The 21,980-nt window shown below is 44.2% G+C and carries 11 protein-coding genes; 6 read left to right on the top strand and 5 right to left on the bottom strand.

Annotated elements, in window-relative coordinates; all coding sequences use genetic code 11:
• Positions 1–57: 57 nt before the first annotated feature.
• Positions 58–531 (bottom strand): pentapeptide repeat-containing protein, encoded by a 474-nt coding sequence (locus tag N836_RS41045; RefSeq protein WP_235071002.1) that lies wholly within the window; start codon positions 529–531, stop codon positions 58–60.
• 344 nt (positions 532–875) lie between these two features.
• Positions 876–2,054 (bottom strand): PP2C family protein-serine/threonine phosphatase, encoded by a 1,179-nt coding sequence (locus N836_RS41040; protein ID WP_023070316.1) that lies wholly within the window; start codon positions 2,052–2,054, stop codon positions 876–878.
• A gap of 252 nt (positions 2,055–2,306) precedes the next feature.
• Between N836_RS41040 and N836_RS41035 the strand changes: the two genes are divergently transcribed.
• From N836_RS41035 to N836_RS41025, 3 genes are all read left to right on the top strand, one after another.
• On the top strand, positions 2,307–2,507 hold the full coding sequence (locus N836_RS41035) for a hypothetical protein (RefSeq protein WP_023070315.1): 201 nt from the start codon (positions 2,307–2,309) through the stop codon (positions 2,505–2,507).
• A 127-nt stretch (positions 2,508–2,634) separates the two neighbouring features.
• On the top strand, positions 2,635–6,813 hold the full coding sequence (locus N836_RS41030) for a DUF3131 domain-containing protein (protein WP_023070314.1): 4,179 nt from the start codon (positions 2,635–2,637) through the stop codon (positions 6,811–6,813).
• Positions 6,814–6,872: 59 nt separating this feature from the next.
• Positions 6,873–8,147, top strand: a complete 1,275-nt coding sequence (locus tag N836_RS41025) for a DUF3131 domain-containing protein (RefSeq protein ID WP_036052065.1) — start codon at positions 6,873–6,875, stop codon at positions 8,145–8,147.
• A gap of 121 nt (positions 8,148–8,268) precedes the next feature.
• Here the strand turns inward: N836_RS41025 and N836_RS41020 are convergent, their stop codons facing one another.
• The 3 genes from N836_RS41020 to N836_RS41010 form a co-directional block, all read right to left on the bottom strand.
• Complete coding sequence (locus N836_RS41020; protein ID WP_023070312.1) at positions 8,269–8,553, bottom strand: hypothetical protein; 285 nt, start codon at positions 8,551–8,553, stop codon at positions 8,269–8,271.
• Between the two features lie 216 nt (positions 8,554–8,769).
• Positions 8,770–14,196, bottom strand: a complete 5,427-nt coding sequence (locus N836_RS78010; protein ID WP_023070311.1) for a beta strand repeat-containing protein — start codon at positions 14,194–14,196, stop codon at positions 8,770–8,772.
• Positions 14,197–14,513: 317 nt separating this feature from the next.
• Positions 14,514–15,839 carry a hypothetical protein gene (locus N836_RS41010; protein ID WP_023070310.1) on the bottom strand — a complete coding sequence of 442 codons (1,326 nt, stop codon included), beginning with the start codon at positions 15,837–15,839 and terminating at the stop codon, positions 14,514–14,516.
• Between the two features lie 397 nt (positions 15,840–16,236).
• Between N836_RS41010 and N836_RS41005 the strand changes: the two genes are divergently transcribed.
• From N836_RS41005 to N836_RS40995, 3 genes are all read left to right on the top strand, one after another.
• Positions 16,237–18,576: a glycoside hydrolase family 2 protein gene (locus tag N836_RS41005; RefSeq protein ID WP_081716763.1), complete on the top strand. Its 2,340-nt coding sequence runs from the start codon at positions 16,237–16,239 to the stop codon at positions 18,574–18,576.
• Positions 18,577–19,075: 499 nt separating this feature from the next.
• Positions 19,076–21,469 carry a glycosyltransferase family 2 protein gene (locus tag N836_RS41000; protein ID WP_023070308.1) on the top strand — a complete coding sequence of 798 codons (2,394 nt, stop codon included), beginning with the start codon at positions 19,076–19,078 and terminating at the stop codon, positions 21,467–21,469.
• A gap of 160 nt (positions 21,470–21,629) precedes the next feature.
• The gene (locus N836_RS40995; protein WP_023070307.1) at positions 21,630–21,953 is read left to right on the top strand and encodes an STAS domain-containing protein; all 324 of its coding nucleotides are present in this window, start codon (positions 21,630–21,632) and stop codon (positions 21,951–21,953) included.
• Positions 21,954–21,980: the final 27 nt, after the last annotated feature.

The raw sequence follows: 21,980 nt of genomic DNA, 5'->3' as shown, positions 1-21,980 counted from the left end.
TCAGCAGTATGTTTGCCGCTAATTTATCTCTGCTTGTGAGAGTGCATTACAGTAAAGTTATGAGCAAAAAATTGCATCACTCAATTCTGACTTACGGAATCGAGCACCTGTCAGATTAGTCTTCAAAAACTTGGTATTTTTAAGGTTAGCTCCAGTTAAATCTGCACCTCGTAAATCCGCATGAGTCAAATTTGCTCCAGTTAAATCTGCACCTCGTAGATCCGCTTTGTAGAGATTTGCTTGACTTAGATCAGCACAGCATAAATCAGCTACGGTAATGTCTGAGTGACTCATATTAACTTGACATAATTTAGCATCCGACAAACAAATTCCTTCAACAATAGAAATAGAGAGATTAGCACCACTTAAATCTATGTCGCTCAAATTAGACCAGCTTAGAATTACATCGTGCAGATCAATATCTCGAAAATCTCGTTGCCCCATACTGTAACGGTCAAATAACTCACTAATTGCCAATCTTGTTTTCATAAAAAGTTTGATAAATTGTTTCCTAGTTTTTTGATCTCTCATGTATTTTTTTGACACCAGCACTCTTAAGGGGTAAAGTTGTTGCCTTCCTACTTCATTCTTTCTCTCTCAACATTGAGATGAAATCTATGTAATCAGTCAAATGCATGATGCTCTGACGTAGAGAATATTTTTCGAAGAATTGTTTGAGTTCTCGAAGAAATGGCTATTTGAAAGCCTCTGAACTTAGCGATCTCAATTTCATTAAAGACCTGCGCTGAACAAACAGCATCATACTGCATGCATAGTTATCCTGAAAAATAGTGAACGATTTCAAATTTATTAGTTTCCTCTAATATGCAAAGTTACTTAAGTCATAAAGATGATGAGTATATCCACCTAAGGAATTATGTTGAGAAACATATTTCTAGAACTGAAAAATCATCTTCTAAATTTGTCCCGCCATTTATACTAAAAGCTTTATCTGACAAAGGTTTCAGGTTAGTAGACTTAGTCTTTTTATGCTCCCTTAAAGCTTGTGCCCAAGCATCTAACCCCCAAATTTTGTGGTCATCTCCTACCGGAATCTCATAGACTCCATCACTAAAAAGATAAAGACTACTACCAATGGGAATTTCAACTTTCCTTACATCAAACGGAAAGTCAGGTAACAATCCAATGGCAATGCCATCACTGTCTAAATAGCAGGTCTTATAGTCGTCACCCTCAGGCATAGCCAACACAGCAGGGGGGTGACCAGCAGAAGCAAATGTTAATTCTCGGTTGATAGTGTTATAAATCCCATACCAGAAAGTGAAATAATCTTCACCATTATCACTAACTTGAAAAACATCATTCAAAGCCGTCAAAACTGTTTCAGGCTTATAAAAATCAGCTCCTTGCAATGTTCGTTTCCGCAAGATATTCAGAATCGAGACTGATAATAGTGCAGATTTAACTCCATGTCCTGCCACATCTAACAAATGAAACATCAGATGATTGTCATCTAACCAGGCATAGTCAAAAGCATCACCACCTAAGGTATGCGAAGGCTGATATTGAACATTAATCTGAATATTTGCCTGAATATTCTCCTTTGATTTCCTAGAATCATCGGTATTAGGAAGCAAAGCTTCCACATATTCAGCTGCTCGACGCAACTCTAACCGAAATCGTTCATTACTTTCCCGAACTTCTTTCTCAGCCTGCCAAGCCTTCAGTAAATAACGTACACGCCCTGTTAAAATCGGCATTTGAACAGGTTTAGTTACATAATCAGTGGCACCAGAGGCAAAGGCTTGATCCACTGATGATTGATCCTCAAGTCCAGTTACCATCAGAATAGGAATATGCTCTCCGTCGGGAAGTTGCCGAATTTTGCGACAACAGTCAAACCCATCCATGCCTGGCATCTTGGCGTCTAATAAGATGAGGGAAGGAGAATTCCTTTGACAAAGTTCTAACCCCTTCTCACCGCTATCAGCTTCAACAATTTGACAACCTACTTTTTGCAGCATTGCTTGCAATAGCTTGCGTGAGAAGAGATCGTCATCTATTAGTAGAATTTTAGAATCACTCTTTTCCATCTATAGTTATATTTGAAGCTCAAAAAAAGGGACTACTTTTTTCTAGACTTTGTAGATACTACTTTAGATATACCCGCAAGCCTAAGATGCTGAACAAGATATATCACTTTGCATTAAAAATAGTTGAAATTACTGATTATATATAGTGAAGGTAAAAGTTAATTTAGAAGCTGCCTCTTTCTGTCTACTACGATAGAGTTCACTAGTTGTTGCAGATCAATTGCTGTTGCATCTGCTGAAGTGGTAATGCATATGAATGAAGAAGACTTTATAGGGCCTCCAACTATTTGGGTAGTGCTCACAGTGCTTGGAGGTATTGCCACAGCATTGGGGTTGATCATCACCTTGGAGTATGCCATTAGACGTTTATCTCCAAAAACTGGTTCGGCAACCAAATTATCTTTGATCGTTTCTGTAGAAAGTCATTTAGAGAGAGAGTTTATCCGTTTTTAATTGTTCATTTAAGCGCATGGCAACATTCCGCTTCTAAGCAAGTGGAGCATTTCATCTTCTAGAACATCAATTAGCTCAACCATTAAGTTAATTTGAATCTGTATTTAAATAAGTTGTTCCTGTAGAAGTGTTAACACTATTGGCTCGTCATCGATTCTGGATCAGATTGATTGCCTATTGGCTTGTAGGCATATTTATTGCCCTACGTATATCCATTTTTCATATCTCTCCCGTTGTTGCACAAAACGGTCCAGAACAATGTGCTGCTATTACACAGCCCTTGACCCCCGAAGAAACGGGCTACGCTCAATCGGCCTGGAATTATTTTGTGGATAATGTTCAAGAATCCACGGGGCTTTCCAATTCTGCAGGCGGCTATCCATCAGGAACTCTGTGGGATTTAGGTAATTATCTGGCAGCCATGAATGCGGCCAGGTGGATGGGGTTAATTGATCAAGCAGAATTTGATAGCCGATTAAATAAGTTTCTCACTGGCTTGGGACAGCTGCGCCTATTTGAAGATACGCTACCTAACAAGGTTTATAACAGTGCTACTGGAGAAATGGTGGATTATGGCAACAATCCATTGGAGCGAGGCATCGGTTGGTCAGCCCTGGATATTGGACGCCTGTTAGCCGCATTTCATATTGTGCGTACATGTCATCCCCAGTATTCTGAGTGGCTAGCTGGCATTCTTTCCAGTTGGAATATTGCGGCTTCGGTCAGAGATGGTATGCTCTATGGAGCTGCTGTTCTGCCAGACGATAGCACGCTCCCAGTCCAGGAAGGACGATTAGGATACGAGGAATATGCAGCGAGAGGTTATGCATTGTGGGGATTTGATGCGTCTCAAGCTATAGCTTACGATCCGTTTGATTTCGTAGATATTTATGGTCTACAAATCCCATACGATACTAGAGATTTTCAAACAACGAATGCTAACAACTATGTTGTAAGTGAATCCTATATCCTGGATGCCATTGAATTTGGGTTGGCAGGTGATCAGGCGGATTATGCACGTCGAGTCTTCGAAGCTCAAAAACGACGCTTTGAAGATACAGGTCTGTTAACGGCTGTTTCCGAAGATAACATTAATCAGGCTCCTTACTTTCTCTACAGTACGGTTTACTCCAATGGTGTGCCTTGGGCCGTTATTACGGAGAATAATGAACTACACCCTGAACTGCGTACTTTAAGCACCAAGTCTGCGTTCGGATGGCGCTATGTCTATCCTGATGATCCCTATGCCCACAAAATTTTCGATCATGTAAAGGATACAACTAACTCTGGTCGGGGCTACTATGCAGGCATTTACGAATCAGGGCTGTACGACCCTCAGCCACCTATCAACGACATTCTCACTGGGAACAGTAATGGACTGATTTTGGAGATCCTTTACTACAAAGCTCGTGGACATGTACCGATGTTGGCAAGCGATAGTGCTCCTATTTCAGTGCCCACTGTTCCACCAGGGGAAACGACAGGGGATTTACCGCATCCTCCAGAAACAGCCAGTAATCCCGAGCCACCGATACCTGCTGAGCCACCGCCTCCTACACTTTCTCTAGAAACAGCCAGTAACCCTGAGTCATCGCCATCGACTGAACCATCATCAGCGGCAGCACCGCCGCCTGAAGCCCCTGAAAAGATCACTGTTGCGGCTATTGCTCCTGTTGAAAAACCGCGTTCATCAGCTTGCTCATCCGTAGCCAGTCCTTTAAATGTTACGGATATGCGTTATGCCAAAACAGCCTGGCAATATTTTGAAGCTAACCATACACCCTCAGGGCTAGTCCCTGATCGCAGCGACCTGGATGGTGTCACGCTTTGGGGGATAGGAGACTACCTGGCTTCACTCCATGCTGCCCGAGCTATGGATGTGATTAATGCTGAAAAGTTTGATGAGCGAGTCCGACATTTGTTAGGGGCTCTGCAGGAAATTGAACTGTTTGCAGGAGAACTCCCCCATCGTTCCTACAGCACTTTGACTTTAGAACCTATTGACTACGGCGGTAACTCCCTCCCTCAAGGAAATGGCTGGTCTGGCTTAGATATTGGGCGTCTATTAGCTTCTTTGCATACACTCAAAACCTGTCATCTTGAATATGCCGACGTTGTAGATCAGCTGGCCTTAGACTGGTCTTATCTGCGGGTAGTCAGAAATGGTCGTATTGCTAATGCGCGTTTAGCCCAGGATGATCGGGGTCGAGATCGCATCCGAGTCAAACCAGCAGAAATCCTCGGCTATGAAGAATATGCTGCCCGTGCTTTTCAGTTATGGGGATTTGATGCCTCTCGCTCAGCGGTGGGTGGCAATTATGTCACCGCTAAACTGGAAGAACAAGCGGTTCCCACCAATCGCTCTCAACCAGAGCAGCGTCGTCGAAACGAACTATTAAATACCACCAGCACACCATTCATTTTGTACGGTCTAGAATTTGGGTTTGACCCCCAAATCCGTTCTCTAGTAGAAGCGATCTACCAGGCTGAAGCCAACCGATATAGACGGACAGGTACATTTAGTGCCTCGGGAACTACCCTGGTGAATCAAGCCCCTTATGTGGTTCATAGCACGCTTGTGTCCGATGGCCGTTCTTGGGTTGCTGTGGACGATCAGGGCAACGTTATCCCAAACTCCCGCATAGTCAGTACAGCTGTAGCGTTTGCCTATCACACCCTATTTCCCAATAACGATTATGGTCGAGAACTATGGCTAGCAACTCTAGATTTATACAATCAACAACTAGGCTACTATGAGGGCTTTTATGAGAACGGTGGTCGCAGAGCCATTGGATTTACAGGTTCGACTAATAGTCTAATTCTTCAGGCTTTACTCCATAAAAATACTCGACAACAACCTCTTATCTATCCCCACGACGATATGGACTCTCCATGGTGGGATGCAATTCGTAATGGAGATGAGTTGGGGTTAGGTCTTCCCGAAAGCTCTCGACCAGCGATTGAAATGGTGACTAATGAGCAAGGGGCATACTGGATTGCAAAAGATACAGAAGTAGACATGGCCTTATTGCCCAGAGATCTTATTGAGGAAGTTCTTCCGGCAATACCGCTTGAGGAAAAAAAAAAGGCTCCTTCACAATCTGAACTATCTGAGTTAGTTAGTCCGACTCTACCTTTGGACAATGTGGAACAAATGGCAGATTCCCTAGATCGAGCAGCGGCTCAACGGGCATGGACGTATTTTGAGAATAATTGGAATCCCGATACCGGTATGGTTAATGCTGTTGACGGACTACCTTGGGCTACCTGGTGGGACCAGGGTAGCGCTCTTTTGGGCATCCATGCTGCTCGTCAACTGGGGCTGATTTCTGAAACAGAGTTAAATGAAAAGTTATCGATTCTGTTACGTACCCTGGAACAGTTGCCCTTACCAATAACAAGGTTACCAAACAAAGCCTATAGCACTGACACAGCTACAATACGGACATTGAGTAACCGGCCTGACCCCAATGGGACCAGTGGCTGGTCGGCCTTGGATCTAGGCCGATATCTGGTAGCTCTATACACCCTCAAAACCCATTATCCAGAGTTTCGCGATCGCATTAATACTATCGTAGCCAGCTATGATTTAAATAAGTCTGTTAAAGATGGTTGGCTGTGGGGCAGCGGAGCGAGTCGCAATGGATTGCAGTACTGGCAAGAAGGACGCCTAGGCTACGAACAATATGCAGCCTATGGCTTCAAACTTTGGGGAATTGAAGCCGATAACGCTCTGTATCATCCGCCTGCCCAGAGAGTTACCGTGGAAGGTGTGGAGCTGTTGGTAGATCAGCGCGATCGCAGTTCCTCAGGAGCTAGCAATCACCTCACTAACGATCCTTATCTACTCTGGGGTATGGAGTTAGGATGGCCCGATACAATCTTACCACAAATTGAAAATCTCTTGCAGGTTCAAGCAAATCGATATATTGACACGGGCATACTAACCGCAGTAAACGAAGATGCACTTGATCGCAAACCCTATTTCCTCTACTACAGTGTTTACGCTGATAATCAGTCTTGGCCAGCGACAGATGTAAAAGGAAAGAATCACCCAGACCTACGTTTCTTAAGTACAAAAGCAGCTTTCGCTTGGAGTAGTCTTTTACCTGACAACAACTACAGCCAAATCCTTAGACAAGCGGTGCAAAACCTTGCCGATGAGCACAAAGGATATCTATCAGGGCGATACGAAAACCCAGACCTTGGTCCCAACAAAGCGATCAATGTCAACACTAACGCCATTATCCTTGAAAGTTTGTTGTACAAAACCCAAAACGGACACCCACTTGCGCATACCTTTTAGAAAATATGAATTTCTATCAATCTCGAACTTTTATAGGTTTGTTTGCTAGCCTTCTAGCAATGGGTAGTTTGACTGCTTGTGCTAGTGGCACTATTGGTAGTGGGGGCCAAAAGTCTGATTTTCAAGCCGTCACAACTGATGCACCCTCTAACAACCTTTGTGGTCAGTTAACCGCTCCTCTAACCGAGCCCGAGCAAGAGTATGCTGCAACAGCCTGGCAATACTTTGTCAACAATCGACAACCAGATACTGGGTTTATCAATTCAGCTAATCAGTTTCCCTCCGGTACCCTTTGGGATCAAGGTAATTACCTAATGGCCTTGAATGCGGTTCGGTGGATGGGTTTAATCGATCAAGGTGAGTTTGATCTGCAACTCAATCAATTTTTAACCTCACTTGGTGACCTACCATTAGTAGAGGGTGCTCTCCCCAACAAGGTGTATAACAGCGCTACTGGAGAAATGGTAGACTATGGCAATAATCCTACCAAAAAGGGATTGGGCTGGTCGGCTCTAGACATTGGTCGCTTTCTCACAGCGCTGCATATTGTTCGCACATGCCACCCCCAATATGATAATTGGATCTCTGGTCTGATGTCAGGTTGGCAAATTCCTCGCTCCATCAAGGAGGGACAGCTCTATGGGGCAGTCTTCAAGTCTAATGGCCAACTTCTGCCAGTACAGGAAGGCCGCCTAGGGTACGAAGAATATGCAGCAAGGGGCTACGAACTCTGGGGATTTGAAGCTCCAAAAGCGTTAGAAACAGAACCGATGAAGTTGGTGAACGTGAGCGGAGTGAAAATCCCCGTAGACCAGCGTAATTTCGAAGAAACTGATGCCAATAACTACGTAGTTAGTGAGTCCTACATTCTAGAAGCCATTGAGTTTGGCTGGGATGAAACCCTGGCTGAGTATGCAGAAGCCATATTGACTGCTCAGGAAAACAGATATAAGGAAACAGGACATCTAACCGCTGTCTCTGAAGATAACATCGATCAAGTGCCTCATTTTCTCTATAGCACTCTCTATGCTAATGGAACTCCATGGGCTGTGATTACAGAAGAGAATGAATCTCACTCAGAACTACGTACACTTAGTACGAAAGCAGCCTTTGGTTGGTACTACCTATTTCCCCAAAAGCCCTACACATTAAAACTAATAAAGGCTGTAAAAGAGCTACAGGATCCCGATGGGGGTGGTTTTTATGCAGGTCTCTATGAAGAGAGTGACGAAATCAATGCCATCCTAACCAGTAATACTAACGGCCTTATTTTAGAAATCCTTTACTACAAAGCTCTTGGTAATAAACCTATATTAGATGTCATCGAACATTAAAAGTATAGTTTGACATCTTTTTAGCAAGCTTTCCAGAGCTTATTTCTTTGAGAACCGTCAAAAGGAAAAGAGCTGTATTCGATGCGGAATACAGCTCTTTTCCTTTTGATAAATCTCGTAACTAGACAGTGACCATCTTCTCTTGGAGAAAGCTCTGAATTTGGGATAGCGCTTGCTCCGCTACTTCTGCTGTAAAGTTTAAGTGGATCATCAAGTTTGGATTACTACTGTAGATATGAAGAGAGCCATATCCAGGCTGCCAACCAGAAAATCCAGCAATTTCTGTGTAGGGAATAAACTGAAAAGCGCCACTGTCTATGTTATGGTAATGCACCCCTGAGTTTGTCAGTTTAAGTGCGATTTCATTGGAGACGTCCTTAGGGTGAAATCCCTTGAATTCAAGCATGTTGGTTTCCTCAAAATGAGTATTAAGGCGATATTATCTATCGGGCTAAGATAGGTAGACTGGCTAACAACTTATATGTGGGACGTTCATGAACAAGAATATAGAAATCGGGAGTCAGAACCCATCTCATTAATGACTTCTGACTCCAAGATTCTAAAATTCTATCTGACTGAATGTTCCCGACTTAAGTAGACCACCATCGATCAAAGTTGTTGACTACACGTACAGAATTGATGTGTTGGATAGATCCATACCTAAAGTTCCCTCCAATGTAGCAATCAATTCATCCGATCCACTCAAGCTGCCGGTACCATCACTATCTAGATAGATGTTAGTGCTGGATCCAGAAGAGCCAAGGACATAATCACTAGCTGCACCGCTCAACTGAAGAATATCCTCTGAACCATTGAAATCTGTAATTAAGGCGTAATCAGACGTGCCAGCCGTTAGTAGGTCACCATCATCATAAAAGACTTGTCCTGATTCACCGAGGATAAAGTAATCGCTACCACCACCTCCAATGAGAATATCTATTTCACCTGCACCGTCTGTAGCACCTCTAAGGACATCAGCTCCCCTGCCACCTAGTAGGGTATCATTACCTTCACCACCAAACAGGCTGTCGCTACCTTCGCCACCATCTAGCGAATCATTCCCAGCATCTCCATAGAGTTGGTCATCACCAAGCTCGCCAAGGAGCTGATCTTTCCCTATGCCGCCAAAGAGTTGATCACTACCCTCGCCACCATGGAGTTCATTTTCGCCAGCAACACCATAGAGTTCATCGTTACCAGAACCACCGTAGAGGAAGTTATTACCGCTACTGCCATAGAGTTTGTCATTACCCGCTCCCCCATCAAGTAAGTCATTACCAACTTCGGCATTAAGGGTGTCATTGCCACCACCACCAGAGAGGATGTCATCTCCTAGGCCACCAGAGAGAGAGTCATTACCCTCACCACCGTAGAGAGTATCGGTATCATTACCACCTAGCAGCACATCATCCCCAGCACCACCTTCAAGGATGTCATTGCCTGCACCGCCATCTAGAGTATCCACACCGTCTCCAGCAGTCAGAGTATCGTTCCCGTTACCACCTTTCAGGGTGTTGTTGCCCCCAGTGCTGAGCAGGGTATCGTTACCGCTCCCACCTTCAAGGATGTCATTGCCTGTACCGGAAGTAAGCTGGTCATCACCAGTACCACCTTTCAGAGTATTGTTACCACCAGTAGTTGTAAGAATATCATTGCCATCACCACCCTCTAGTCGGTCATTGCCGCCTTCGGATGTGAGGATATCATCACCGTCCTTACCGTATAGTTTGATTTGGTTATTACCAGTGGCTGAGAGCTGATCGTTACCACTGTTCGCATAGAGCCTCTCAATGCCAGCATCAGTGACATTGATGTTGAGATCTGTATTGCTCTGGAAATAAGCGGTATCGGTACCGGTCCCTCCATCAATAACAGTATCGTCAGCATCAAAATAGAGCTTATCGTTACCGCTGCCAGCGATTAGTTGGTCGGTACCGCTGCCACCATCCAATGTATCATTGCCTGCACCCGCATCCAGGGTGTCATTGCCATCACCGCCATTTAGGGTATCGCTGCCATCACCGGCGGTGAGAATATCATTACCGTCACCACCGAGTAAAGTATTTTTGCCGCCACTGGTAGTCAGGACGTCATCACCGGTACCACCTTCCAGGATGTCACTATCATTACCACTGGTGAGACTATCATTACCAGCACCACCGATGAGAGTATTGCTACCACTACCAGCGTCTAGAACATCATCACCGCTGCCGCCTGCTAGGGTGTCATTACCGCTACCGGTGGTAATGGTATCATTGCCACCATCACTGTAAACGGTGAAATCCTGGCCACTGCTGGCGGTGATAGTATCGTCACCCACATTACTGTGGAGTATTTCAATACCGGTAGCATCTAAATCGATGGTAAGAGCATCACTACTTTCGTAATGGGCTATATCCTCAGTACCAACACCAGCATCAACACCAGTGTCTGCCGCATCAAAATAGAGGGTATCATTACCAGCTCCTCCAATGAGGCTATCGGCACCAGCTCCTCCTTTTAAGACATCATGGCCGTCTCCAGCAATGAGAACATCATCTCCAGCATCGGCAACTAAGGTATCGTTACCATCTCCTGTAGTAATAGTGTCATTGCCAAGACCACCCTCAATGTAGCTGTGACCACCTGTGGATGTAATGGTATCATTACCTTCGCCACCAAAGAGCTGATCGCTACCGTTACCAGTTTCTAGAGTGTCGTTGCCAGCACCGCCGAACATCTTTACAGCATTACCAGCGGTTGAAGTAAAGGTGTCATCCCCGACATTACCGTGAACTTCTTCCAGACTTACATCATCAATATTGAGATTAATACCTGTAAGCCCCTGGTAAACACCAACGTCACTGCCGCTACCACCATCTAGGGTGTCATCTGCATCAAAATTCAGGGTGTCATTGCCTTCGCCACCGGAAAGAATATCAGCACCTTCACCGCCTGTGATGGTGTCATTGCCACCTTCTCCTTGAACGACATCATTTCCAGCACCGCCTAGAACGATGTCATTACCAGTACCGGCTGCGATCGCATCATCCCCAGCACCACCATCCAGAATCTCATGCCCAGTCCCTCCAATGATGGTGTCATTACCCCCGTCACCATGAATTTCTACACTGTTGTTACTGGAGTTCGTAAAGACATCTGCTGCGTCAGTACCGTAGGCTAACTCAATCTGACTAGCACCCAAATCCAAAGTGACACCCACATCTCCCTGAGCTCTGGCAACATCGTAACCATCGCCACCATCTACAGTATCTGCTGCATCAAACTTCAGAGTGTCGTGACCATCACCACCAAGAAGAGTATCCGCACCATCACCGCCATCTAGAGTGTCGTGCCCGTCACCACCATCCAACGTATCATTGCCAGCGTTACCCTCTAGCAGATCGTTACCCGCATCTCCACTGAGGACATCAGCGCCATCACCACCCAGAGCGTAGTCATCACCCGCTCCACCACTGGCAACGTCATCCCCTGCACCAGCATCTAAATAATCATTAGCCGCTCCGCCAGTCAGAGAATCATTTCCGGCGTTACCAAACATGGCAACACTTTCACCACTGGCAGCACCTGCTCCATTCGTATTGGTAAATGTGTCGTTACCGGCATTACCATGGGCTTCGTTAAAGCTGTTAGCGCCCAGGTCTAAGCTGGCTCCCTCAGAGGTTTCCACAATGGCAACATCGTAGCCGACATCTCCTTTGACTACGGTGTCAGCAGCATCAAAGAATACAGTGTCATTACCAGTCCCCCCTTGCAGTTGATCGGCACCAGCCCCACCGCTCAATACATCATGGCCAGCACCGCCATCAACGATATCAGCACCTGCTTGACCAGATAGCCAGCCATCATCACCAGCCCCACCATAGAGCGCATCGGCTCCGTCGCCGCCTTCTAGGACATCAACGCCGTCACCGCCTTCTAGGACGTCATTGTCAGCACCGCCACTCAGGTAGTCATCCCCGAGACCACCCTTAAGAGTGTCATTGCCAGTCTCACCAAACAGGGCATCATTGCCAGTTTGGCCCTGGAGTAAATCGTTACCAGCGCCACCCTCTAAAACGTCGTGACCAGCACCACCATCTAGACTGTCGTCTCCGGCATCGCCCTTAAGAATATCTTCCTGGTTTCCACCACTAAGGGTGTCACTACCGTCGCCCCCTTCCAGAATGTCATAGCCGTCACCACCGTCGAGGGTATCGTTGTCAGCTCCACCCTGAATGGTATCGTTGTCGGCTCCGCCAATAAGAGTATCGTCACCTGCACCTCCAGCCAGGTAGTCATGACCAGCGCCGCCATCAATGGTGTCGGCCCCAGCATCACCCAGCAGGCTATCGTCACCGAGATCACCAGTAATGTTATCGTCACCTGCGCCGCCCTCAGCGTAGTCAACACCGTCACCGCCGTGAATTAAGTCAGCACCGTCAGCACCTTTAAGGGTGTCATTGCCAGTCCCCCCTTCGAGGAGGTCAGCACCGTCACCGCCATCAAGAATGTCATCGCCTGCGTCACCAAAGAGCTGATCGTTACCGGCATCCCCCAGCAGAGTGTCATTACCAGCACCACCGATAACAACATCGTCACCAACTCCACCTGTGGCGACATCATGGCCAGCACCAGCGTCAACGGTATCATTGCCTTCGCCACCATCAAGCCAGTAGTCATCGCCTTCGCCACCTAGGAGAACGTCATTGCCCGCATCTCCCAGGAGAACGTCATTGCCGGTGCCGCCCTGGAGCTGGTCATTATCGACCCCACCAGACAGGACATCGTCACCGGCATCACCAAAAATCTCATCTTGGCCCACACCACCGGATAACCAGCCGTCATTATCAGCACCACCACGAATTACATCGTTACCAGCACCGCCTTCAATGGTATCCATACCAGTGCTACCATCCAGGGTGTCATTACCCTCACCACCGTCAATATAATCATGGCCCTCGCCGCCATCAATCAGGTCATTACCGGCATCGCCGTAGAGGATGTCTTGACCGGTACCGCCTGCGATCTCATCATCGTTATCTCCTCCGTGGATGTCATCATCCCCAGAGTTACCCTCGATCACATCGGCCCCTGCGCCACCATCGATACGGTCAATGCCTTCACCACCATAGATCCGGTCAGCGCCCTCACCACCTAGCATCACATCGTCTTCACGGCCACCATACATGAGGTCATTACCGGTACCGCCATCCATAAAGTCATGGCCAGCCTCACCGTAGAGGGCATCATTCCCGCTGCCACCGAGCATGGAGTAGTCATCACCGGCTCCACCAATGAGAACATCTTCGCCATCCCCACCATCTAAGGTGTCATGACCGTCTCCACCTAAAATCTTGTCATTACCAAGGCCACCGGTCAGCTGATCGTGTCCAGCCCCACCGTCAACTAGATCAGCACCTTCACCACCATCAGCGATATCTTCACCGTCGCCCGCATAAAGAGTGTCCTGACCTGTATCACCGGTCAAAATATCGTTGCCATTACCACCATTCAAAAGGTCGTTACCAGCTCCTCCCTCTAGAATGTCGTTGCCATCATCTCCATTAATAGTGTCGTTGCCATCTCCACCTGCCAGCCAATAATCATTACCAACACCACCGTTGATAATATCATTACCTAAACCTCCTGAAATAGCATCATCCCCCCAACTACCGAGGATGATGTCACGACCCAAACCACCAAATATTAAATCGTTATAGATGGCTGAATTATCGCCAGGTGGAAACGCCAGGTTTTGTCTATTGCTTTCCGTTGAATTAACAGAAAGACTTAAGGGGTTATAGGAATAATTACCATCAATACCTAATTCCCAACCACTTCCCTCCGAAAAATCTCCATGCAATAAGTCATTACCCTCACCACCTGACAAAATATCATTACCAGCACCACCTGCTACCAGATCGTTACCAGCTTCACCACTAAGCCAAACATCATTACCCTCATATCCTTGAATTTCATCGTTGAATTCTAAACCGATAAGGACATCACTGAGGACACTGCCCTTCAGGACATTATCAATAACAGAAGAGTTTGATTTTGAGCTCATGATTAAAGATCACTGAATTAACAGGTTGAAATTGGCCAGAGTTTTCCTGACAGGAAATGTCAAACAAAACAAGGAAAACAAACCTAAAGCACAATAGCTTTGAGATTTTCTAGCCTCCTCAAACCATCAAAGTTTTGTTTTGAATTAGTAGATGCAAAAGACACCACAAAAGAAATGTGCCTTCAAATACCATATTGCTCCAGTAAATCTTCAGAGAGAACGACAGTTACACTGAACAGTTCCAAAATTCAGTAATCCCCATATCGCAGGACTCTTGAAGTGAAACGCCCTACAGAATGATGGTCATGACTTAAGCTTCAAAATTTAGCACGTACCTGTCCTGTAATTGTACGGTTATTAAAAGCACTACCCCCGGTTTGACCGATCACATTACTAAAGGCATAGCCCAAATCCATCTCCAGGGATTCTGCTATCTCAAAAGTGCATTTGGCATTATAGCTATAGGCCGATGACCAACTGCCGTTCAACCGCTGACGTCCCCAGGAAGCTACTGCGCCACAGTCTAACCACTCTAAGACTTCTCCTTGCCAGCCTATTTCAGCATTGGCAACTAAAAAATCAGGAGGCGAAAAGTAGCCACTCGTAGATTCAGCATCTTCTCGATATCTCCAAGTAAATAGATTACCTGCGACATAAAAATCCCCAAGTTTTTTTTCTAGTCGACTAAACGATTGTTGTTCTCGATTACCATCGTTATAGCGCCCCCAACGTGCTAACGAGAAAAGATACATATCGGGAGTGATCTGCCAATATAGGTTCGGCCCGTACCGCCAGGCTGTTATTTGATTATTTAAGGTAGTGGTATTAAACTTATACGGCCCATGATCCACAAAGAAGGAAAGTACGGCTTTCTTACCTACTGGAACAGAAGTACTCGCAATAAGATTAAGCGCAACTGGTAACTGATTAAAGAGATCAACACCTCCTCCAGCCGTTGTGGTAAAGTCCCCCATTTCCCTAGTCCATGAAGCTTTGAGAGGCACATTAAAAACGGTATCAACATCTGATTGAGCATATCTATTAAAACCCATCATAATTGCAAGTTGATCGCCATTAGGTAAAGAACCTGTCATAGTCGGTTCAATAATTCGGTTACCCTGACCAAAATTACTAAAATCGTCTGATAAATTGACTGTCAAATCATCAATTTCCCAAATTGGGACAGAGGTGTTTTCAATAGATTCAGGTTCTTCAAAATCCGGAGCGATTGGTTCTGGAGTAATCGGTTTTGACGATGGCTCAACTGGCGTTGGAATATAAAGGCCTGGATTAAGATTTTCTGGTGCTGCCAAGTATAATACATCAGAACTAATTTCTCCATGAGTAAGTTCTGAATGGATGCTTTGAGAAGTTTCTGAATCTTCTAAGGTGTATGAACTAACTGGAGAAGAAGTTGGGCTTATTGACGTTGTCTGCAGCACCGAAGCCAATAAATCCATAGAATCGGAGTCATCTTCAGGACTTGTTTGTAAATTACGTAACTCTAAATTAAAGGGGACAGATATTCCCCATGCTGCTTTTGGCAATTCCGCAGCAAAAAGGAGTAGGCACCAAATTGCATGCCGTCCCCAAGAATAGTGAATAAGTCTGAATAATTTGAGGACGCGATTGCTAGACAACATCTGTTTACTTTTACCTATGTTCGATACTACAGACCTATGCGATGTTTCAGGAAACTCTGTCAAGAAACCGCATAATTTTCGGTTCTTAAAAATCCAGTATTCAGGTTGGCAATAGAGATTTTTAAAACAGACTGTGACCATTTCACTTATGTCTGCCCACTACCCCCTTACTAGCTAATTGCTGTAACACTTCTGTTAAATCATTTATGTAAATTGTTATGAGAGTCTTATGATTTTATTGATTTTAAGTGAAATCACGCATCTTTCGAATATTTCAACAAGTTATACTTTTATATGAAAAATTCATATGTAGAGGTAAAATTGCCATTTCTCTTGATTGAAAAGAATAATATTTTCCCGGGAAAAATAAGTACTTCCAGCTATTATAAAGGCTAAAATGGTTGATGGATTCACTCGCAAACTCACGCATTGCGGGCAACGAATAGCAATAGCACTTGTCACAATTTTAGTTGTTCTAGGTATTAATTTTCAATCAAATCCATGGGTCGATGCCCATTTTATGCCTGATATGGGAGAGAGTAGCAATCACTTTTCTCTAAATGGAACTTGGAGGATTTGGCCTGAAACGATTGAACAGCAGAATAGACCTTCTCATGTAGCAGCTACCAACAACACAAAAGTTTTACCTGATTTTTCAAATATTACTTGGCAAGATATTTACGTGCCTGCCAATTGGTATCTACAGGGGCATGATTTGCATGATGTTGTTTGGTATCAGCGTATTTTTGAAGTGCCTCAGAGTCTGATCAATGAGAATAATGTCGTCAAGCTTGTATTTGAAGGTATAGATTATGAAGCTGATGTCTGGCTCAACGGTCACTATCTAGGCTCGCACCAAGGCTATTTCGAACCCTTTGACTTTAGAGTTAATCAACTTCTAAACCGAGATAGTTCCAATATTTTAACGGTTCGAGTCAATAGTCCCTTAGAAGAACAGGATCAAGATTGGTCTTTGCATAAACGTTTTATTAAAGGAATTTTTGCTCATCATGATACTCGTCCAGGTGGGGCATGGACAAAGCGTGGTCAAGAAAAAAATACTGGAGGTATTTGGGCTCCTGTTTATCTACAAAGCTCAAATACGCTAGCAATTGATAATATACAAGTAACCCCCAAACTGAATCATGACGGGAGTCATGCAACAGCAGATGTAGTCGTAGAACTTGACTATCAAGACACAGAAAGCCAGGAAATCACCTTAGACTTTCAACTGGTTCCTGAAAATTTCCTAGGAGATGCCGGGGAACACGTACGTATCCAACAGCGTATTCATCCTGATAACAACTCTTTTAGGATTCACTTGGAACAAAATAGCCCTAAACTATGGTGGAGTTGGGAACATGGTGATCCTAACCTATATCGTCTTAAATTAAAAATTACTGACTCTACACAGCTCTTAGATCAACATGAAACTGTATTTGGCTTTCGCTCTGTGGAATGGGACCACAAGCAACAGATTTGGAAGCTAAATAATAAGAGATTATTTTTACGTGGGACTAACTATATCGCAAGTCAGTGGTTAAGCGAGATGACTGCGGATAAATACCTGTTTGATATTGGTCTTATGAAAAAAGCTAATATTAATGCAGTAAGAGTGCATGCCCATATTACAGGTCAAGAGTTTTACGAAGGTTGCGATCGCAACGGTCTCCTAGTCTGGCAAGACTTCCCTTTACAGTGGGGATATGTGGATGACAGCCGCTTTCGAGAGGAAGCAATCCGCCAAGGGAAAGCCATGATCCAGACCTTATATAACCACCCCTCTATCTTTGCCTGGAGCCTACATAACGAACCTCCTTGGGATGCGGACTGGATGCAATACAAGTATAAAACCTATGACCCTCAGCAAAACTATCAGCTTGATCAAGCTCTGTTTAATGGGCTTAAGGGATATGATCCATCACGTTACTTGCATCAAGCTTCTTTAACATCTGAACATCCATGGTGGGGTTGGTATTCCAATACGTTCGAAAAGTATGCCGAACCTACGGAAGAACCTTTAATTACTGAATTTGGGGCTCAGGCTTTACCTGATATCAATGTACTTCGTCGGATATTTTCTGAGGATGAGCTCTGGCCAGATAACAAAAGTGACTGGGCTAAATGGGAATACCATAATTTTCAACAGCATGAAACGTTCAATCTAGCCCAAGTTCCTATGGGAAAAACTCTTAATGAATTTGTCAACAATACTCAACAGTATCAAGCCGTAGTCAATCAATTTGCATCAGAAGCCTACCGTAGACAAAAATATCAACCGGTTTCAGGGATTTTTCAGTTTATGTTTACTGAAAATTGGCCCTCGATTAACTGGGGAATTGTAGATTATTGGCGGACTCCAAAACCTGCATTTGAAGCACTCAGGCGTGCCTATCAACCGTTACTGCCCAGCATCGAATGGACTCAACAGCGCTGGCATCTTGGCGAAAAGGTTAATTTACCCGTTTGGCTGATTAATGATTTGTGGGAAGATTTTCCCAACGCTCAGATCACATTTTCTCTCAGTCATCAAAATAAAGTTATTGACAGTAGGCAATTTACTCATAATATTCCTGCAGACAGTAGGCAGCGTTTAAGTGTTGCAAACTATGCTCCCACTCAATTGGGTGAGTATGAGTTTATAGTGACTCTACGGGATCATCACGGTGATTTTCTCGCAGATAATTTATTTTTGTTTCAGATTGATCCGACCGCTGCTAGTAATACTGACAGATAAATCATTCGTTAACAAAAGAAGTCACTGCATAAGCTATGCAACGAGTTTACAGACTTCTTCTTTCAGTACTCATTACCAGTCTTTTAATTACTTGCGGTGCGCAATTCGGAGGACAAACCCAGACTCTAGACTCTCCAATGAAAGTCTTGCTAAACCAAGTAGGATATCATCTGCAATGCCCAAAGTGTCCTTTCTAGCGGATGCTCCCCATTGAAGCAACGGATCTGTAATTATTTTGAGTGTGAGTTATTGCCACCTTTTGCAAAAAAGACTGCTTGATTATGCATTAATAAAGTAATATTGTTTATCCATTCACACTAGCGGGCAAACTCATTAGTACTGCCCCACAAACGATTGCCAGCTTAAACATCTACTACCTCCATCAACAGAAAATTGAATTCCAGCCTCAGCACTCTTTGGCAGCTTGAGAGTTCATAGAAACATGAGGCAATTGGATTAGAGCAACTAGCATAACTTCATATAATCATTATTGTTGATCATGAGTAGCTTAATTGGTCAAATCGGCCAGAAACCAGTGATGAGCAATATTCAAGTGCGTCTGCGCGATCGCACCTTGCTTTTTCGTTATTTGGTTTTAGTGAATCTAATCGTTGGGGCATGGTATCTACAATGGCGATTAACCCAATCCCTTAATATAGATGCCCTTTGGTTTTCAGTCCCTCTCTTATTAGCTGAAATATATATGTTTGTAGGAGGAGTACTGTTTTTAGTTGGACTATGGCGACCCATTGAGCGTCAGGTCAAAAACCTTGATCAACTCACTCCAACGTTACCAAAAGCTGACTACCCAACTGTTGATATCTTTATTACCTGTTATAGTGAGCCCGTTGACATTGTCAAAGAAACGGCAGAAGCGGCTCTAAAAATAGACTATCCTGCCAACAAGCTTCGCGTTTATATACTGGATGACGGAAATTCTCCAGGTATGAGGGCTATGGCAGAACAGCTTTGTCTTGCAGATCTTAAATCACCAATCTTACAATTCATAGCTGAACAGATAGAATCTAAACGCTATTACTTAAGTAGTCGTCTAGAACAATTGCAGTATCTACAACAAGATTTAGAAACTGTTGAAAAGAGTCTCAGCTGTCAGAAAATTCGAGTCAAAACTGATTTTAATGAGTTGGATTCAATCATGGCTTGGTTTAGCACTCTGAAACAGCCCATGATTCCTGACAATGCTTGGTTCTCAGTCCAAACCTTATTAGGTGAAGGATTTGATAATGTAGTCAGCCATGCCCATCAGCATCTGGCATCGGAGACCCCTATTGATTTAGAAGTTGTCATTCTCAACTTCGCCATTATTATACGCATTTGGGATCAAGGTGCTCCCTTTGATTTTGAGAAACATTTGAAAACACTCCCCAATGAAATCGATCAAGATGCGGAACGTGGACGTGGCATCAGCATCTTGAAGCAGCTTGCAGATCACCTGGCCTATGTCCGTGAACCAGATGATCGTAACTGCCTAGTAATGATTAAGACATTTGTTTCCCAGAACTCCTCAGAAGGGTCGCAAGCTTCACAAACACAAGGACACCTACAAAGCTTACGACAGCTATTGTTGCTCAGTCAGTCAGAATACTCAACTACAACCGTAACGCTGGACTCTGAGATTCGTAAGTTAGAAGCACAGATTGATGAAAAAACATTTGCTTTGAGTGCTTTAGCACGCTGTCGCTATATTGCTCGACACAAGCCTAAAGATCGCCCACACCATGCTAAAGCAGGCAATATTAATCACGCTATTTTCTGTGGTGAAACCCAAGGAGACTTTATCGTTACGCTAGACGCAGATCACGTTCCTAAACCACAGTTTCTACAGCGAGTGCTACCCAACTTTTTTCGATTTAACTTAGATCAAGGGCGTTATGAACTCAATAAAGTAGCATTTGTGCAAACTCCCCAGGCATTTTACAACTTACCGAAAGGCGATCCCTTTGGTCATGAGGCCCACTTTTTTTATGGCCCCATTCAACAGGCAAAGGATGGTATGAATGCCGCATTTTATACCGGAACTAATGCAGTTTTACGGCGAGAAGCATTGGTAAGTATGGGTTTACAGCACTTTGCCGACGACTTTGCAGCTGATGAAAGCCGATTAGACGAATTTGACCTGATTGGTGGAGTATCCAGTATCAGCATCACAGAAGACATGAATACAGCTATGCGACTCCACTCAGCTGGCTGGCAGTCTGTTTATCATCATGAAATTTTAGCAGAAGGGCTAGCTCCAGACGACCTCAGTTCAACTTTGACTCAAAAATTACGCTGGGCTCAAGGAACCTTACAGGTACTAGTCCGCGATAATCCTTTGATTAAGTCAGGTTTAACATTCTGGCAACGACTGCAATATTTTCAGACAATGTATAGTTACTTTGCAGGCTTTTTCGTAATCATCTTTATAACCTGCCCGATTATATCTTTGTTCACAGGGTTAAGCCCTGTAAGTAGTTACGGCCCTGCATTTATACTACACTTTGCACCGACCTATGTAATCAACCGCCTAAATTTGCTAGCAGCAGGCTGGAAGGTACCCAAAAAGGAGTTATGGCGAAATGAACAATATGCCATTGCTCTTTTTCCACTACAAATTCAAGCTGTCTGGAGTGTTTTGACTGGCAAGAAAGTCTCATTTAAGGTCACTCCCAAACAACGACAGTCTGGAGTATTTTGGGGACTTGTACGTATGCAGTTAGTTGTTTTCGGTCTTACTATTGCAGGTATGCTCTGGGGGCTAATCCAATTGATCTTGGGGAACTGGCCAGATCCTTTAATATACCTAGTTAATGTTGGATGGGGATGCTATCACTTAGCGTTACTTTGGGTTGTTATCCGGGCAGCCTATTGGCAACCCGAGACAACCTCTTGAGACATACAGATTTAAGCCTGTGGTTTATACTACTATTTACCTCGAAGGTATTCTTGCAATTGCTGTAACCACAACTAAGCTCTGTGATCAACGGTAGGCATCAAATTCTCAATCCTATAAATTTCGAACACATCACTGTAGCAACTTAGGAGATTTTCTTATGGCAATCAACCTTAAAAAACTTGAACCAACAGGCATCTTAGATGGTGCGACAACCAACGAACTTAAGCTTCAAGTAAGCGACTTGCTGCATCAGGACATTGATATTGTTTTGTTAGATATGAGACAGGTCACCTTTATGAACAGTACTGGTATTGGTGCCATGGTTGCTATGCTAAAAATTGTTCGTGCCAAAGGAAAACGGATTTATCTTTGCGGTCTGACTGAGCAAGTTCAAATCATCTTTGAACTCACAAAAATGGATCGGGTATTTAAGATTTTTGCTGATCAACAGGATTTTGAGACCAAGGTTTTGGTAGCTTAAAGGAAATTGAAGCCTAATTTGTACTTT

Source organism: Leptolyngbya sp. Heron Island J (assembly GCF_000482245.1).
In the GTDB taxonomy this organism is placed as follows: Bacteria; Cyanobacteriota; Cyanobacteriia; order Phormidesmidales; family Phormidesmidaceae; genus Leptothoe.
The sequence above is the reverse complement of the archived record's forward strand: the minus strand, read 5'-3'. Positions and strand labels throughout refer to the sequence as shown.

Bases quoted from the DNA above. Each gene is read 5' to 3' on its own strand.
- N836_RS41020 (WP_023070312.1), bottom strand. From the start codon at position 8,553: ATGCTTGAATTCAAGGGATTTCACCCTAAGGACGTCTCCAATGAAATC.
- N836_RS41035 (WP_023070315.1), top strand. From the start codon at position 2,307: ATGAATGAAGAAGACTTTATAGGGCCTCCAACTATTTGGGTAGTGCTC.
- N836_RS41040 (WP_023070316.1), bottom strand. From the start codon at position 2,054: ATGGAAAAGAGTGATTCTAAAATTCTACTAATAGATGACGATCTCTTC.
- N836_RS41010 (WP_023070310.1), bottom strand. From the start codon at position 15,839: ATGTTGTCTAGCAATCGCGTCCTCAAATTATTCAGACTTATTCACTAT.
- N836_RS41025 (WP_036052065.1), top strand. From the start codon at position 6,873: ATGGGTAGTTTGACTGCTTGTGCTAGTGGCACTATTGGTAGTGGGGGC.
- N836_RS41005 (WP_081716763.1), top strand. From the start codon at position 16,237: ATGGTTGATGGATTCACTCGCAAACTCACGCATTGCGGGCAACGAATA.
- N836_RS41000 (WP_023070308.1), top strand. From the start codon at position 19,076: ATGAGTAGCTTAATTGGTCAAATCGGCCAGAAACCAGTGATGAGCAAT.
- N836_RS78010 (WP_023070311.1), bottom strand. From the start codon at position 14,196: ATGAGCTCAAAATCAAACTCTTCTGTTATTGATAATGTCCTGAAGGGC.
- N836_RS40995 (WP_023070307.1), top strand. From the start codon at position 21,630: ATGGCAATCAACCTTAAAAAACTTGAACCAACAGGCATCTTAGATGGT.
- N836_RS41045 (WP_235071002.1), bottom strand. From the start codon at position 531: ATGAGAGATCAAAAAACTAGGAAACAATTTATCAAACTTTTTATGAAA.